Below are 15,660 nucleotides of genomic sequence, written 5' to 3' on the forward strand. Positions count from 1 at the left end.
CTTCATGGGGCGTTCTCGAAAGGGAAGGGGAGCGGGTACCGCCCCGCGCGGCGTATACTCGTAACCCGCGTGAGATACGAGTTGGTCCTTCAGGCGATGGCCCCGGGCGTTCCCTACGACCTGGCGCGGGTGGAAGCCCTGCTGGCGGCAAGGCCGGGGACCGTCCGCCCGGACGGCGTGCACGAGTGGAACCTGGTCCGGGGCGACGTGGAGGTGGTGCCCCTGCGCGACAAGGGCCGGGTGGTGGCCACGGAGCTGCGCGTGCCGTTGTCGGACCAGCCGGCCTTCATCCGCGAGGTGCTGGTGGAGGCGGCCACGCTGGCCCGCGAGGCGAATGCCCGGCTGTTCGACCCGCAGCTGGGGCAGGTGCTGGGGCCCGCGGACACGGATCGTGTCGTGGAGCAGTACGCGCGCACGGAGCAGTACTCGCGCACGGCGACCCCCATGGAAATCACGCCCGGCCTGGCCGAGGCGATGGACGCGGCGGCCCGCTACACCCCTCGCGGACCGGGGATGCCGCTCACGACGCGGCTCGTCCTGTTTGCGGTGGGCGGGTTCGCCCTTCTGTACTTCGTGATGAAGTTCCTGACAGCAAAGCTCAACGGCGAGTAAGCACGAGAGTGCGTCTGGCGTTAACGTGGTGTCGTGCTCAAGGCCCTCGTCATCGTCTGCATCCTGTTGCCCCTGGCGGAGCTGTACCTGCTCATCTCGCTCGGGCATCACATCGGGCTGGGGGGGACGCTCGCGCTGCTGGCTGCCTCCGCCGTGCTGGGAAGCCTCATCGCCCGGAGGCAGGGCGAGCGGGTGTTCCGCAACTGGCGTGAGGCCATGGCCGGCGGCGGGGTGCCCGAGGAGGGGCTCCTGAGCGGGGTGCTGGTGATGATGGGCGGCGCGCTGCTCATCGCGCCGGGGTTCATCTCGGACGTGCTCGGCCTGGCGCTGATGGTGCCGCCGCTGCGTCGCTGGGTGACGGCCCGCGTCCGCGGCTCGTTGGAGCAGACGCTGCGCTCGGGCACCGTGCGCGTCACGCACTTCGGCGTCGGGCCCATTCCGGACGGCGACCCGCTCGACCCCACGCGTTCAACGGGGCCCTTCCAGGATGCCCGCCGCTTCGAGACCCCGGAGGCGCCCGCGAGCACCGAGCCCTCCGAGGGCCCCGCGTCCTTCCGCCGCCCCCGGAGCGAGGGGGGCGAGGTGGACGCGGACTTCACCAGCGACGAGGAGCCCCGGGGCTGACGGGCGCCCGCTGGGGAGACACCGCTCCACCGGGTGACCCCCACCGTGGCGTGATGGGAACGGGCCTCGGCAGGGGCGCGGGGGCGTTCGTGGGGGCCTCCGGCCCGGGCGCCGCTGACATGCCCAGGGCGGTGCGGGCCTCGGTGGCGTAGCGGCCGTTGGGGTACTCGCGGAGGTATTGGCGGTACTCGTCCTCGGCGGCGGCGGGCTGGCGCTGCTTCGTGAAGCAGCGGCCCCGCAGCACCCGGGCGTCCTCGCGGTGGTTCGCACGGGGGCTGGCCGCGGCGATCTCTCCCAGGCCGACGAGGAAGCGTCCGCACGTCGAGCCCTGCATCTGCACCTTGGCGTAGCCGAGGAAGCGCTCATCGGAGTCGTCCGACAGGAGCCCGCCCGGGACGAGCATGCCCAGCGTCTTGCGCTGACGCGGCGGCGCGGGAATCACCGGGGCCACGGAAGGTGCCTGCACGGAGCCCGGCATCGCCAGGGGGGCGGAGGAAGCAAGCGCGTCGCCCGTGGAGCCAGGGTAGGGCGCGAAGTCCTCCGACGGCCCGGCCGGGGTCGCGGCCACGGCGGTGCCGTCCTGCGAAGGCATGGCCTCCGGAGCCGGGACAGGGGGCTCCAAGCCATTGGCGGCGGTGGCAACAGACGGGAGCGACTTGTCGTTGTCCACGGGCAGCATGTCCCTGGGGTCCTGGGCAGCGCTCTCCAGCGGATTGGCGGCGGTGGCAATAGACGGGAGCGACGCGGCACTGTTCGCCGACGCAGCTGGCGGCCTCGTGGCGACCACCGTGTCCTGCGGCGCATCCTGAAGGCCCGGAGCCGCACCGTTCCGCGCCGGTCCCTTCGGAGCGGGAGCGACGCTCGCGACTTCCGGTCGCGGCTCGGCGGCCCTCAGGTCCCGGAACGCCTGTCGGTCCCCGGCGGAGAGCGCGCGGGGCTTGAGCGCACCCCCGGCCTCGGCGAGCTCCACGCGCTCACCCGCGTTCACGAAGCGCGTCGGCTGTCCCTCCGCGTCCACGCGCACGCGTCCTTCGAGCACCGCCACCGCGGCACCACCGGCCGTGCGCTCCACCGAGAAGACCGTCCCCACGACGGAGACGCGCAGGCCCGCGGACTCCACGAGGAAGCCCTCCCGCCGGGCATGTGAAGCACTCACGGAGAGCCGCCCCTGCTGCACCGTGAGGTGCACCGCGTTCGTCTCCGCGCGAGCGAACACCACGTCCGAGCCCGCCGACAGCCGCACCCGGCTCGCGTCCGGAAGCCGCAGCACCGCGGAGGCCTTCGCGGGCGTGCGCACCGCCACGCCCGAGCGCAGCCGCATGCCCGGCGCCAGCGCCTGTTCCGACCCCGTGGCCTCCCGCATCACCGCGCCGCTGACGCGCTCCGCCTCGGTGGCGGCCTCCCGCGCCGCGACCGCTTCCGGAGCCGCTGGGGGAGCCTTGGGGGCCACCACGGGCGCGGGAGCTGGTCCGGTCGCGGGGACCGCCGGAACCTCCGCGTCGCGCGCAGCCCGGTTCGCGACGACGGGGACTTCGCCTCCCACGTTCTTCCGCAAGAGGGAGCCGCCCAGCCACAGCACGAGCGCGACGGCGCAGGCCCCCGCGAGCGTGAGCGCCCAGGGCGACAGGAACCGTCGCTCGGGCTGGGCCAGCCGCTTCGCCGCGGCCGCCTTCAGCTTCGCTCCCGTCTCCTCCCACCGTACGGCCGGCTCCACCGCGCGCGCGGTGTGCAGCAGGGCCCGTGCCTCCGTCACCCGCTTCGACTCCTCCGCGCACGAGGCACACGCCTGGAGATGCGCCTCCACCCGTGCCCGCGCTCCCGCGTCCAGCTCGCCCGCGGCCAGGGCCCACAGGGCCTGGGTCTCATGACCGGCCATGGGACCCTCCCACCGGACGGGCGACGACCAGGCGCTGCATGGCTTCGGTGAACTCCAGTCTCGCGTGGTGCAGCCGGCTGCGCACGGTGTTGGTGGAGCTTCCCACGGCCAGGGCGATCTCGTCCGGGCTCATGCCGCACAGCTCGTGGTAGACGAACACGATGCGCTTCTTGGGCTTGAGCTTCTCCAGCGCCGCCTCCACCAGCCGCGCCGCCTGACGACGCTCCGCGGCGCGCTCCGGGTCCTCCCCTGGCGACACCACCTCCGGCGGGTCCGCGAAGGGGTCCTCCGGCCGCCGCCGCTTCCAGCGCAGGTGGCTGAGCGCCACATTGGCGCACACCCGGTAGAGGAAGGTGCGGAAGCGCGACTCGCCCCGGAAGCCCTTCACCGCCGTGAGCAGCCGCAGGTACGTCTCCTGGAGCAGGTCGTCCACCTCCACGCGGTTTCCCACCAGGTGGCGCAGCGTCCGCGCCGCGTCCTCCCGGGTGGCCTCATAGAGCTGCTCGAAGGCGGAGAGCTCCCCCTGCTGGATGCGGTGCACCAGGCGGCAGAGGTGGGCGTCGTCCGTGGACGGCACGCGCGAGGTGGCCCCGCCCGCCCCGGCTTCGGGGAAGGTCGAGGTCGCCCCCGAGCGCGCTCCGCGGATGAACACCAGCGCTCCTCCTTCGAGAGCACGCCGGGCGCTTCCTCCGTCGAGGATCGCCCCCCAGTCTGTGTTGCGGGTCCAGACGAGCACACTGCCTCCGTGCCCCTGGGTCTCCGGGAAGACGAAAAAAGATCAAAATTATTTGATCAATCTGGCCCCCCCTTGCGTCGAAGGCTCTCGAAATCGGATGACCCCCCCGGTGGCCGGTCCGGACCCATCCTATTCCTTTGGAGCCCCCACTCATGAGGAACACCTCGCTTCGCGGCACGCTGTTCGTGCCGTTCCTTGCGCTGTTAGGCCTGTTGTCGGGTTGCATCCTCGATACGCGCGGTGACGGGTACTGGCCCGACGACGACTACGATTCCAACTCGAGCTGTGTCAGCACCACCGACTGTGGCTCCAACCAATACTGTCGCGCCGGCAGCTGCTGGGACCTGGACTCCAGCGCCACCAACTGCGTGTACTCCAGCGAGTGCCCCGGCTCGCAGATGTGCATCAACGGCTGGTGCGCCCAGTCCTGCTACCGCGACTCGGACTGCGGCTCCTCCGGCCGCTGCCAGGACAACTTCTGCACGCCGTCCACCAGCACCAAGCCTGACGCGGGCACCAAGCCCGACGCCGGCACCAAGCCCGACGCGGGCACCAAGCCCGACGCCGGCACCAAGCCCGACGCGGGGACGACGACGGACGGCGGTACCGCCCCTACCTGCCGGGTCAATACGGACTGCGGCCAGGACAACTACTGCATCAACGGGCTCTGCAAGGTCGGCTGCACGGACGACACCAAGTGCGGCCCCAACGGCACCTGCGTCCAGGGCCTGTGCCAGCCGCGCCAGCAGGACCCGAACGCCTGCACCACGGAAGCCCAGTGCCCGTCGAACCACGACTGCGTGAACGGCCAGTGCCGCACGCCCTGCACCTCCACCACGGAGTGCTCGGCGGAGACGAAGTGCGAGATCGGCTACTGCCTGCCCATCCCGTCGGGCGGCGCGTGCAAGGCCAACTGCGAGTGCCCCGCCGGTCAGGTCTGCACCAGCGGCCAGTGCAAGTCGCCGCAGCCGGACCCGGGCCAGGCGTGCCAGGCCAACTGCGATTGCCCCTCCGGCCAGGTCTGCAACAGCGGCCACTGCAAGCTGCCCACGCCCGACGCGGGCACCGGCAGCAACCTGTCCTGCACGGTGAACTGCGAGTGCCCGTCGGGTGAGGTCTGCACCAGCGGCCACTGCAAGCTGCCCCCCGCGCAGCCCAAGCCCGATGCGGGCACGTCCGGCACGGTGTGCCGGGTCAACTGCGAGTGCCCCGCCGGTCAGGTCTGCAACAGCGGCCAGTGCAAGCCCGTGAACAACGGCTCCGGCAAGGCCTGCCAGGCCAACTGCGAGTGCCCGTCGGGCGAGCGCTGCCAGGACAACGTCTGCTGGCTGTAGTCGCAAGTCAGCGGCTGACGCTTCAACGCGAGGGGGCCACCATGCGCCAGCAGCGGTGGATCTCCTTGCGGTGGAAGTCCTCGGGGATGGAGCGGGGGGTGAGCTCCTCCACCTGCTCCAGGCCCCGGGTCGCGGAGTCCTTCAGCTCGAAGCCCAGGTAGTTGGTGGAGAAGTAGAGGACACCTCCGGGCGACAGCAGCGCCTGGAGGTGTTCGAGCATCCGCACATGGTCGCGCTGCACGTCGAAGTTCCCCGCCATCTTCTTCGACGTGGAGAACGAAGGCGGGTCGCAGACGATGAGGTCGAAGCGCTCCTCGCCGTGCCGGGCCTGGTCCTCCAGCCACGCCTTCGCGTCCGCGCGGATGAGCACGTGGCGCGGATCCGCCAGGCCGTTGAGCACGAGGTTGTCCTCGGCCCAGTCCAGGTACGTGTTGGACAGGTCCACGCTCACGCTGCCCGCCGCGCCCCCGGCCGCCGCGTACACCGTGAACGCGCCCGTGTACGCGAAGAGGTTGAGGAACTGCTTGCCCTTGGCCTCCGTGCGCACGCGCGCGCGGGTGTTGCGATGGTCCATGAAGAGGCCGGTGTCCAGGTAGTCGCCCAGGTTCACCCAGAACTTCAGCCCCTGCTCCTCCACCACCAGCCGCTCGCTGCCCTGGCCCACGCGGCCGTACTGCGAGCGGCCCCACGGCTGGGGCGTGTGCGTCTTCACGGAGATGCGCTCGGTGGGCACGCCCAGGACGGCGGTGACGGCGGCGAGCACCTCCGCGCGCTCCGTGTCGGTGGTGCCACCCTTCGCGTGGGCCTTGCGGCGCGGGTACTCCACGACGTGGGCGTGGTCGCCGTAGAGGTCCACGGCGTAGGAGTACTCGGGGATGTCCCGGTCATAGACGCGGAAGGCCGTGAGCCCCTGCGCTCGGGCCCACTTGCGCAGGCGCTTCGCGTTCTTGCGCAGGCGGTTCTCGAACATGCCCGTGCCGGCCGCCGCGCCCTGCGTCTGCTGCTGGTCCTCGTCCGCCATGCCCCGTCGGTCCTTCCTGTTCCACACCCACGCGCCGCCCCTCATATTGCAGGCCGGACGCGGGGCGGGGGAAAACCCGGGGCCATGAGCGTGCGCGTCGAGAAGAGCGGCCCCGTCACCACCGTCATCCTCCACCGTCCGGAGGTGCGCAACGCGGTGGACCGCGACACGGCCGAGGCGCTGGCGGACGCCTTCCGCGCCTTCGACGCGGACCCCGACGCGCGCGTGGGCGTCCTCTTCGGGGACGCGGGCACGTTCTGCGCGGGCGCGGACCTGAAGGCCGTGTCGGAGGGGCGCCTGCTCCGCCTGGAGCCGGACGGGGACGGGCCCATGGGGCCGTCGCGCCTGATGCTCTCCAAGCCCGTGGTGGCGGCCCTCTCCGGACACGCGGTGGCGGGCGGGTTGGAGCTGGCCCTGTGGTGCGACCTGCGCGTGGCGGAGGAGGACGCGGTGCTGGGCGTCTTCTGCCGCCGCTGGGGCGTGCCCCTCATCGACGGGGGCACCGTGCGCCTGCCCCGCCTGATTGGCCTGTCCCGGGCCCTGGACCTCATCCTCACCGGCCGGCCCGTGTCCGCCCCGGAGGCGCTGGGCATGGGGCTGGTCAACCGCGTGGTCCCGAAGGGCGAGGCCCGGAAGGCCGCGGAGGCGCTGGCCCACCAGCTCGCGGGCTTCCCCCAGGCGTGCATGAAGGCGGACCGGACCTCCGCCTACACCCAGGCGGACCTGGGCCTGGAAGACGCGCTGCGCCAGGAGTTCCGGGAGGGGGTGAAGGTGGTTGGAACGGAGTCCCTCGCCGGGGCCACGCGCTTCGCCGGGGGAGCGGGCCGGCACGGACAGTTCGAGTAGGCCCCGAAGTCACCCCGGGAGCGCTGCGCGGCCGGTGGGACTGTGTTAGTTCGCGGGCCATGCGCTTCGACACGCTCGCCATCCATGCCGGCCAGGAGCCGGACCCCACCACGGGCGCCATCATGACGCCCGTCTACCTGACCTCCACCTACGTCCAGGACGGGCCGGGGGAGCACAAGGGCTACGAGTACAGCCGCACGCAGAACCCCACGCGCAAGGCGCTGCAGGACTGCCTGGCCGCGCTGGAGGGCGCGAAGTATGGCGCCGCGTTCGCGTCCGGCCTCGCTGGCACGGACATGCTGATGCACATGCTGGAGGCGGGCGATCACGTCATCGTCTCCGACGACGTGTACGGCGGCACCTTCCGCATCTTCGACAAGGTGTTCAAGCGCTCGGGCCTGAGCTTCTCCTTCGTGGACCTCTCCAAGCCGGAGAACTTCGAGGCGGCCATCACCCCGAAGACGAAGATGGTCTGGGTGGAGACGCCCACGAACCCGATGCTCAAGCTCATCGACCTGGGCCGCATCGCGGAGATCGCCAAGAAGCGCGGCATCCTGTCCGTCGCGGACAACACGTTCATGACGCCGTACTTCCAGAAGCCGCTGGCCCTGGGCTTCGACGTCGTCGCGCACTCCACGACGAAGTACCTCAACGGCCACAGCGACGTGGTGGGCGGCTTCGTCTGCACCAGCCGCGACGACGTCGCGGAGCGGATGTACTTCCTGCAGAACGCCGTGGGCGGCGTGTCCGGCGCCTTCGACAGCTTCCTCGTGCTGCGCGGCGTGAAGACGCTGCACGTGCGCATGGACCGCCACGCGCAGAACGCGATGAAGGTCGCCCAGTACCTGGCCACGCACAAGCAGGTGAAGCGGGTCATCTACCCGGGCCTGGAGACGCATCCGCAGCACGCCCTGGCGCGCCAGCAGATGACGGGCTTCGGCGGCATGCTGTCGTTCGACATCCACGGCGGCCTGGAGGCGGCGCGCACCTTCCTCAAGACGGTGAAGGTCTTCGCCTGCGCCGAGTCCCTGGGCGGCGTCGAGTCCCTCATCGAGCACCCGGCCATCATGACCCACGCCTCCGTCCCCAAGGAGACGCGCGAGAAGCTGGGCATCACCGACGGCTTCATCCGCCTCTCGGTGGGCATCGAGGACGCGCAGGACCTCATCGACGACCTCGGGCAGGCGCTCGAGCGGGTGAAGTAGTCCCCGCCTCCCCTCCAGGCGGCGAGGCAGGCCGCCAGGGGCCCCGCAGGGCAGGGGGAATGTTGGTTGGTGCACAACGTTCCCGCCGCGATGCGTAACCGACTGCTTGGCTCCACCTGCCTCCTGGGCGTGTGGCTCGCGACTGGCTGCGAGTCCCCGCCTGCTCCCACTGACTCGGACTTCCTTTCCGCCGCGCTGCCGACCCCGGCGGCCGGGGGCGGGGAGTCCTCTCTCACCGCGTCCAACTGCAACGTCCTCGTCGCGAAGGCGGTGACGGCCAGCGCCGACGACGGCAACGTCCCTGGCAACACGCAGGACGACGACCTGGCCACGCGCTGGAGCGCGCAAGGCACGGGCGTCTGGCTCCAGATGGATCTGGGCGCCGTGCAGGCCCTCACCGGCACCACCATCGCGTGGCACCGGGGCAACGAGCGCCAGAACCACTTCGTCCTCTCCACCTCCCAGGACGGCGTCACCTTCACCCAGGCATACGCGGGCGACAGCGCCCTCAACACGTCCGCGCAGACGACGTCGTTCTCCTCCCGCAATGCGCGCTACGTGCGCGTCACCGTCAACGGCAACACGGTGAACGACTGGAACTCCATCGCGGAGACCCGGGCGTGCGGGGCGGCCGCGCCTCCATCCACGTCGGACTCCGGCACCGCGCTGCCGCGCCTGCCGTACCTGCAGAGCGTGAAGCAGACCAGCGCCATCGTGGCCTTCCGCACCGCCAGCACCTGCACGCCGTCGGTGCGCTTTGGCGAGGGTACCAGCCTCACGTCCACGGTCAGCGCCGGCGTGGCGGGCACGCGCCACGCGGTGAAGCTGTCCGGCCTGTCCGCGGGCCGCACCTACGGCTACGTGGTGGAGGCGTGCGGCAGCCGCACCGGGCTGCGCAGCTTCCAGACGTCCACGCTCTCCACCTCCACCCGCGTGCACTTCACCGCGATGGGTGACTTCGGCACCGGCGGCAGCGCGCAGGCGAAGGTGATGGCGGTGATGGCGCAGCCCGCGTGGCGCTCGGAGCTGCTGCTGGCGCTGGGCGACAACGCGTACCCCGACGGCACGGACGCGGAGTTCCAGGCGCACCTCTTCACGCCCATGGCGGGGCTCTTGCGCGAGGTGCCCATGTTCGCCACGCCCGGCAACCACGAGTACGTGACGAACCAGGCGCAGCCCTACCTGGACAACCTCTACCTGCCGGCCAACAACCCGCAGGGCACCGAGCGCTACTACTCGTTCGACTGGGGTTCGGTGCACTTCGTCTCCCTGGACTCCAACTGCGCGGTGGGGCTCGCGTCGGCGGATCGCTGCACTCTCGCGGCGCAGAAGGCGTGGGCGGAGGCCGACCTGGCGGCGAACACGCGCCCGTGGACGGTGGCCTTCTTCCACCACCCGTCCTGGTCCAGCGGCGAGCACGGCTCGCAGCTCACCATGCGCCGCCAGTTCGGCCCGCTGTTCGAGAAGTACGGCGTGGATCTGGTCCTCACGGGCCATGACCACGACTACGAGCGCAGCAAGCCCATGTACGGCGACGCGATGGCGTCCGGAAGCCAGCGCGGCATCCCGTACCTCGTGGTGGGCAGCGGCGGCGCGACGCTCCGCCCCTTCGCCACGAGCCAGCCCTCGTGGAGCGCGGTGCGTGACGCCGCGGCCTACGGCTTCCTGGACGTGACGGTGGACGGCGGCACGCTGGTGGCCCGGCTCATCACCTCCAGCAACACCGTGCGCGACACGCTCACCCTGAAGAAGACGCTGCCCACCGCGGCCCGCGTGCAGGCGAGCGCGCTGGAGGAGGCGGAAGGCCAGGACACGCCGCCGGGGCCGGTGGAGGACGGTCCGGAGAGGCGCGTCGACAGCCCGGTGCCGCCCGCGGACACCGCCGAGTCCGTGGCGGATCCCGAGGAGCGCTTCCTCCGGCGGTAGCTTCGGCTTGGCCGAGGGACCGCTGGAGGGTAGGGAGGGGCGGACACCCGGCACATCCGGAGGGACACAGCATGCGCTACTTCGAGGACTTCCCCATCGGTGAGATCATGGAGCGGGGGCCGTACGTGGTGACGCGCGAGGAGATCCTCGCGTTCGCGCGCCAGTTCGACCCCCAGCCGTTCCACATCGACGAGGACGCCGCGCGCCAGAGCATCTACGGCGGCATCATCGCCAGCGGCTGGCACACCGCCGCCATCTGCCACAAGCTGCTCGTGGAGGGGCTGCTGGGCCAGGCCGCCAGCATGGGCTCGCCGGGCCTGGATGAGCTGCGCTGGAAGAAGCCGGTGCGTCCGGGCGATGCGCTCACCGTGCGCATCGAAACGCTGGAGGCCCGGCCCTCCACCAGCAAGCCGGACCGGGGTGCGCTCAAGTTCCGCTTCGAGGTCCTCAACCAGCACGGCGACGTGGTGATGACGGAGCTGGCCACCGCGCTCTTCGCCCGCCGCCCGGCGTCCTAGCGAAAACCCGGACACTTTGAGTTCCAGGGGCAACCTGGGCTAGCAATAGCCCCCAAGGAGATGCCCATGTCCGACAAGAACGAAGTGGTACCGCCTCCGGCGCCCAGCCGACTGAAGCGTCCGGTGGAAGTGGTTCGCGCGGAGCTGCTGGCCGACGCGGACGTGAAGCAGCAGGCGGAGATGCTCAAGCTGCCCATCGAGCAGTACGTGGAGAAGATCCTCGACTACGCCATCCACCCGGACAAGCCGCCCCAGCTCGTCATCACCCCGGACGAGGAGCTGAAGGCGCGCGACCCGAAGATCGCCACGGTGGAGGAGATCCAGACCCACCTGCAGAAGATCATCGACGGGGAGATCGTCATCAGCCCCGCGCAGCAGCGCGACGGCTTCAGCAGCGACAAGAGCCACGAGCAGCGCTACAGCGCCGCGCTCGGGGCCGCGCCCAAGCCGGGCCAGGCCGTGGCCCCCAAGCCCGGCGCCGCCGTGGATCCGGCCGCCGCGAAGAAGGGCCCCATCAAACCCTGAGGCACCCTGTCAGGCGCCGTAAAGCCCCGGAACCCCGGGGCTTTTTCCGGCGGGATTCTGTTTATTCAGGGACCGGAAACTAATCGCCCCTCGGGCCGACAATCCTTCAACGCTTCACTTCGAGGGCCGCACCGCGGCTCTCCCGAAAAGGATCAGACCATGGGCGGCATCGGCAAGGCTATCGGCAAGGTGTTGGACGTCGTCAAGCCGTTCGTTTCGATGGTGAACCCGCTGCTCGGCGCGGCGATGGGCTTCGCCAGCGGCCTGATGCAGGGCAAGAACCCCATCCAGTCGCTGCTGAGCGCGGCCACCGACCTCATCCCGGGCGGCGGCGTACTGAAAAATGCCATGGGCATGTTCGCCAACTCCGGCCTGATGGACGGCGCGGGCGGCAACAGCCTGCTGTCCGGCGCGCTGAACCTGGTGTCCGGCAAGAGCAAGGTCACGGACATCATCGGCGACCTGTTCAAGGCCAACAAGAAGAGCCCGTTCGGCGAGCAGGGCATGGGCAACGTCGCCGAGCTGGCCGCGCAGCGCATGTCGACCTTCCTCGGCTAGTCCATGAAGCCCATCCCCTTCGACCCCAAGCTGCACCATGGGTTGCTCGAGCTGTGGCGCAAGCCATGGGACGAGACCATGACCCCGGATGCCCTTCCTCAGACGGGCTTCGTGGTCCCGGACAAGGCGGCGGGCTTCCTGTACCGGACGGACAGCTCGGTGGCGCTGATCGAAGGGATCATCGCCGCCCCCGGGCTGAGCAAGGAAGTTCGCAACGAGGCCGTCAATGCCATCGTCGCCGCGATTCGCGACGAGGCCCGGCGGCTGGGCTTCAAGCTGCTCCTGGGCTACTCGCAGCTGGACGTCATCATGGAGCGCGCCAAGCGCTTCGGCTTCATCCACGTGGGCCCGGGCTTCCACATGGTGGCCCTGGACCTGACGAAGCCGGATCCCTGACGCGCTGTTGAAGCGCTGGATGCACGAAGGGCCCGAAGGGAGGTTCTCCTCCTTCCGGGCCCTCGGTGTTTCAGGCGGCTGCTGTCCGCGTCGCCTTACGCGGCGGTGCGGTGCAGGTGGTCGATGAGGTCGATCTTCGTGACGATGGCGATGACCTTCTCGCCGTCCTTCACCACGGCCACGTTGTCGCGCGCGAAGATTTCGCGCAGCCGGTCGATGCTGGCCTCGGCGGACACGGCGCCCTGGAGCGGGGCGACGATGGGGTCGATGGCGTCCTGGAACTTCACCTTGTTGGCGACCAGGGCGTTGAGCAGGTCGTACTCGTGCACCATGCCCACGGCGCGCCCGTCGTCGGACACCACGGGCATCTGGCTGATGCCGTGGCTGCGCATCGTCTCCACGACGTGGTCCACGCGGTCCCCGCGCTTCGCCGTCTTCAGCTCGCGCGGCTTCGCGCCGATGATGTCGCGCACGGTGCCGGCGCCCTTCTCCTGCATGAAGCCGTTGTCGCGCATCCACTCATCCGAGTGGAACTTGCTGATGTAGCTGCTGCCCGAGTCCGGCAGGACGACGACGATGGTCTTCCCCTTGCCAATCTCCTTGGCCAGCTCCACCGCCACGTGCACCGCGGCGCCGGACGAGCCACCCGCGAAGATGCCCTCCTCGCGCGCGAGGCGGCGGGCGGCGTTGAAGCACTGGCGGTCATCCACCTGGCGCACGTCGTCCACGACCTTGAAGTCCATGGCGCCGCAGAGCATGTCCTCGCCGATGCCCTCGACCTTGTAGACGTGCGGCTCGGTGAGCTTGCCCGTCTTGAAGTAGCCCTCGTAGACGGAGCCCTCCGGATCCACGCCGATGTTCTTCAGGCCGGGGATCTTCTCCTTGAGGAACTTGCCCGCGCCGCTCATCGTGCCGCCGGTGCCCAGGCCCGACACGAAGTAGTCGAACTTGCCCTCGGTCTGCTCGAGGATCTCCGGGCCCGTGGTGGCGTAGTGCGCCGCGATGTTGTCCGGGTTGTGGTACTGGTTGAGCATGAAGGCGCCGGGCGTCTCACGGGCCAGTCGCTTGGAGGTCTCGTAGTAGCTGCGCGGGTCCTCGGCCGGCACGTTCGTCGGCGTGACGACGACCTGGGCGCCCATGGCCTTCAGGCGGTTGATCTTCTCCAGGGACATCTTGTCCGGCATGGTGAAGATGCACTTGTAGCCCTTCACCGCCGCGGCCAGCGCCACGCCCATGCCGGTGTTGCCGGACGTGTTCTCCACGATGGTGCCGCCGGGCTTGAGCGTGCCGTCCCGTTCGGCCTTCTCGATGATGTAGAGCGCCATGCGGTCCTTGATGGACGCGCCGGGGTTCATGAACTCGCACTTCACGAGCACGGTGGCGTCGTTCGGACCGACGAGCTTGTTGAGCTTCACCAGCGGCGTGTTGCCGATGGCGGTGAGGATGTTCTCTTTGATGTCCATCGTGCGTGGCTTCCCGAAAAAAGGGGGGTTCGGGGCCTTATACGTGCTCCGCCCCTCCAGGGGGAACATGCCCGGGGCCTCCCGGGCTTCCTGACGCGGGGCGACGGAGACGGCGTCCCCTCCCACGGCCTCCCGCAGCCCTGTCTCCGGGCGGGAGGGGCCCGACGGGGCCTCCTCGTCGCTTAGGCGACAGGCCGGCCGGTCGCCGGGCCTGCGACCCACGGGGGCTTTGACCCGCCGCGCCGTGCCTCCGATACTCGCGAGCGACTTTCCTTCCCCCGCTGGAGCACCCGCCCCCCATGGAACTTGAGGCCGCCCTTCGCGACCAGGTGGGACAGGCCATTGGCCGTCCCGTTCCCCACGCAGCCATCACGAAGCTCAAGGGCGAGGCGAGCAGTCGCTCCTACTACCGCGTCGGCGCGCCCCCGGAGAGCTGGGTGGCGATGGTGATGCCGCCGGACGCGACGAAGAAGAGCGACGAGGCCACCAAGGGGGAGCCCCCGAAGGAGCTGCCCTTCGTCAACGTGCACCGCTACCTGGAAGGGTTGGGCGTGCGCGTGCCGCGCATCCTCCGCTACGACGAGCCCGCCGGCATCATGGTGCTGGAGGACCTGAGCGACATCACCTTCGAGTCCGCGCTGGAGGGGGGCCGCCACAACGAGGCGCTCTACACGCGCGCGGTGGAGCTGCTGGCGCGCCTGCGCGTGCAGGCGGAGAAGAAGCAGGATCCGGAGTGCCTGGCCTTCACGCGCGCCTTCGACGAGGACCTGTACGACTGGGAGCTGCACCACTTCCGCGAGTGGGGCCTGGAGGCCTGGAGCGGCAAGAAGCCCACGGACGCGGAGCGCGCCGAACTGGACGCCACCTTCCGGGACATCGCGAAGCAGCTCGCGGCCGCGCCGCGCGGCTTCACGCACCGCGACTACCAGAGCCGCAACATCATGGTGAAGGAGGGCGAGCTCGTCGTCATCGACTTCCAGGACGCGCTCCAGGGCCCGCGCCAGTACGACCTGGTGGCGCTGCTGCGCGACAGCTACGTGGAGCTGGACCGCGCGTTCGTGGACACGATGTTGGATCGCTACATCGCCACGTTCGAGAAGGAGAGCGGCGAGAAGATCGACGCGAAGGAGTTCAAGGCGTTCTTCGACCTGCTCACCATCCAGCGCAAGCTGAAGGACGCGGGGCGCTTCGAGTTCATCAACCGCGTGAAGGGCAACCCGGGCTTCCTGGTGTCCATCCCCGCCTCCCTGCGCTACGTGAAGGACGCGTTCGCGCGCCGGCCGGAGCTTCAGCCGCTGCAGAAGCTGGTGGCGAAGTACGTGCCCGAGCTGGCGGCCTGAGCGCATGAAGGCCATGGTCCTCTGCGCGGGCCTGGGCACGCGCCTGCGCCCGCTCACCGAGCGCTGGCCCAAGCCGGCCATGCCTTTTCTGGGCCAGCCGCTCTTGCGCTACCACCTGGCGGTGCTGAAGGCCGCGGGCGTGACGGCGGTGGGCATCAACACCCACCACCTGCCGGACACCATGGCGGCGGTGGCCCGCGCGGAGTGCGAGCGCGCGGGGCTGCCGCTGCACGTCGTGCACGAGCCCGTCATCCAGGGCACGGGCGGCGGCATCCGGGGCCTGCGCGACTTCCTCTCCGGCGAGGACTTCCTCGTGTTCAACGGGGACATCCTCTTCCCGGTGGACCTGAAGCCGGTGGTCGCGGCGCACCGGGAGTCGGGCGCGGTGGCGACCATGGTGCTGCTGCCCATGCCGGAAGGGGAGAAGTACGCGGCGGTCGAGGCGGACGCGGGCGGGCAGGTGCGGAGGATCGCGGGGTACGGGCCGGGCGGTGACGGGCTCACGCCGTGGCACTTCACCGGCGTGCACGTGATGTCCCCCAGCGTGTTCGACTTCATGACGGCGGAGGGCCCCGAGGACATCAACCGCGAGGTCTACGTGCGGGTGATGCAGGCGGGGCTCCAGGTGCGCGGGCACGCGGTGGACGCGTACTGGTCCGACCTGGGCATGCCCTCGCGCT

The 15,660-nt window shown here is 70.3% G+C and carries 16 protein-coding genes; 12 read left to right on the forward strand and 4 right to left on the reverse strand.

Annotation, left to right across the window (positions count from 1 at the left end):
- Window positions 1-96 precede the first annotated feature (96 nt).
- Together D7V93_RS19785 and D7V93_RS19790 are read left to right on the forward strand one after the other, a co-directional pair.
- Window positions 97-612, forward strand: coding sequence for a hypothetical protein (locus D7V93_RS19785; protein WP_244237386.1), 516 nt, complete (start codon window positions 97-99; stop codon window positions 610-612).
- Window positions 613-645: 33 nt separating this feature from the next.
- Window positions 646-1,236, forward strand: coding sequence for an FxsA family protein (locus D7V93_RS19790; protein WP_120644907.1), 591 nt, complete (start codon window positions 646-648; stop codon window positions 1,234-1,236).
- Here the strand turns inward: D7V93_RS19790 and D7V93_RS19795 are convergent.
- Window positions 1,208-3,112: a FecR domain-containing protein gene (locus D7V93_RS19795; RefSeq protein WP_120644908.1), complete on the reverse strand. Its 1,905-nt coding sequence runs from the start codon at window positions 3,110-3,112 to the stop codon at window positions 1,208-1,210. The genes D7V93_RS19790 and D7V93_RS19795 overlap by 29 nt on opposite strands.
- A complete protein-coding gene (locus D7V93_RS19800) occupies window positions 3,099-3,764 on the reverse strand; it encodes an RNA polymerase sigma factor (RefSeq protein ID WP_120644909.1) in 666 nt (221 codons plus the stop codon). Before D7V93_RS19800 ends, D7V93_RS19795 begins: the two co-directional genes overlap by 14 nt.
- Window positions 3,765-4,000: 236 nt before the next feature.
- On the opposite strand from D7V93_RS19800, the gene D7V93_RS19805 reads away from it, so the two are divergent.
- Complete coding sequence (locus D7V93_RS19805) at window positions 4,001-5,182, forward strand: Dickkopf N-terminal cysteine-rich domain-containing protein (RefSeq protein WP_120644910.1); 1,182 nt, start codon at window positions 4,001-4,003, stop codon at window positions 5,180-5,182.
- A gap of 22 nt (window positions 5,183-5,204) precedes the next feature.
- Here the strand turns inward: D7V93_RS19805 and D7V93_RS19810 are convergent, their stop codons facing one another.
- Window positions 5,205-6,203, reverse strand: a complete 999-nt coding sequence (locus tag D7V93_RS19810; RefSeq protein ID WP_208723075.1) for a class I SAM-dependent methyltransferase — start codon at window positions 6,201-6,203, stop codon at window positions 5,205-5,207.
- Window positions 6,204-6,287: 84 nt separating this feature from the next.
- Between D7V93_RS19810 and D7V93_RS19815 the strand changes: the two genes are divergently transcribed.
- The 7 genes from D7V93_RS19815 to D7V93_RS19845 all read left to right on the forward strand — a co-directional run bounded on the left by D7V93_RS19815 (window position 6,288) and on the right by D7V93_RS19845 (window position 12,177).
- On the forward strand, window positions 6,288-7,049 hold the full coding sequence (locus D7V93_RS19815) for a crotonase/enoyl-CoA hydratase family protein (RefSeq protein ID WP_120644912.1): 762 nt from the start codon (window positions 6,288-6,290) through the stop codon (window positions 7,047-7,049).
- A 59-nt stretch (window positions 7,050-7,108) separates the two neighbouring features.
- Window positions 7,109-8,254: a cystathionine gamma-synthase gene (locus tag D7V93_RS19820; protein ID WP_120644913.1), complete on the forward strand. Its 1,146-nt coding sequence runs from the start codon at window positions 7,109-7,111 to the stop codon at window positions 8,252-8,254.
- Between the two features lie 90 nt (window positions 8,255-8,344).
- Window positions 8,345-10,180, forward strand: coding sequence for a discoidin domain-containing protein (locus D7V93_RS19825; protein WP_120644914.1), 1,836 nt, complete (start codon window positions 8,345-8,347; stop codon window positions 10,178-10,180).
- 71 nt (window positions 10,181-10,251) lie between these two features.
- On the forward strand, window positions 10,252-10,698 hold the full coding sequence (locus tag D7V93_RS19830; protein WP_120644915.1) for a MaoC family dehydratase: 447 nt from the start codon (window positions 10,252-10,254) through the stop codon (window positions 10,696-10,698).
- A gap of 66 nt (window positions 10,699-10,764) precedes the next feature.
- A complete protein-coding gene (locus D7V93_RS19835) occupies window positions 10,765-11,223 on the forward strand; it encodes a hypothetical protein (protein ID WP_120644916.1) in 459 nt (152 codons plus the stop codon).
- A 159-nt stretch (window positions 11,224-11,382) separates the two neighbouring features.
- The gene (locus tag D7V93_RS19840) at window positions 11,383-11,781 is read left to right on the forward strand and encodes a hypothetical protein (protein ID WP_120644917.1); all 399 of its coding nucleotides are present in this window, start codon (window positions 11,383-11,385) and stop codon (window positions 11,779-11,781) included.
- Between the two features lie 3 nt (window positions 11,782-11,784).
- Complete coding sequence (locus tag D7V93_RS19845; RefSeq protein ID WP_120613267.1) at window positions 11,785-12,177, forward strand: hypothetical protein; 393 nt, start codon at window positions 11,785-11,787, stop codon at window positions 12,175-12,177.
- Between the two features lie 95 nt (window positions 12,178-12,272).
- Here D7V93_RS19845 and D7V93_RS19850 read toward each other — a convergent pair whose 3' ends face one another.
- The gene (locus D7V93_RS19850) at window positions 12,273-13,640 is read right to left on the reverse strand and encodes a pyridoxal-phosphate dependent enzyme (RefSeq protein WP_120644918.1); all 1,368 of its coding nucleotides are present in this window, start codon (window positions 13,638-13,640) and stop codon (window positions 12,273-12,275) included.
- A gap of 299 nt (window positions 13,641-13,939) precedes the next feature.
- On the opposite strand from D7V93_RS19850, the gene D7V93_RS19855 reads away from it, so the two are divergent.
- Complete coding sequence (locus D7V93_RS19855; protein WP_120644919.1) at window positions 13,940-14,980, forward strand: aminoglycoside phosphotransferase family protein; 1,041 nt, start codon at window positions 13,940-13,942, stop codon at window positions 14,978-14,980.
- A 4-nt stretch (window positions 14,981-14,984) separates the two neighbouring features.
- Window positions 14,985-15,660: nucleotidyltransferase family protein (locus D7V93_RS19860; RefSeq protein ID WP_147451241.1), on the forward strand; the 676-nt coding region annotated here is incomplete at its 3' end.

Source organism: Corallococcus llansteffanensis (assembly GCF_003612055.1).
GTDB lineage: Bacteria > Myxococcota > Myxococcia > Myxococcales > Myxococcaceae > Corallococcus > Corallococcus llansteffanensis.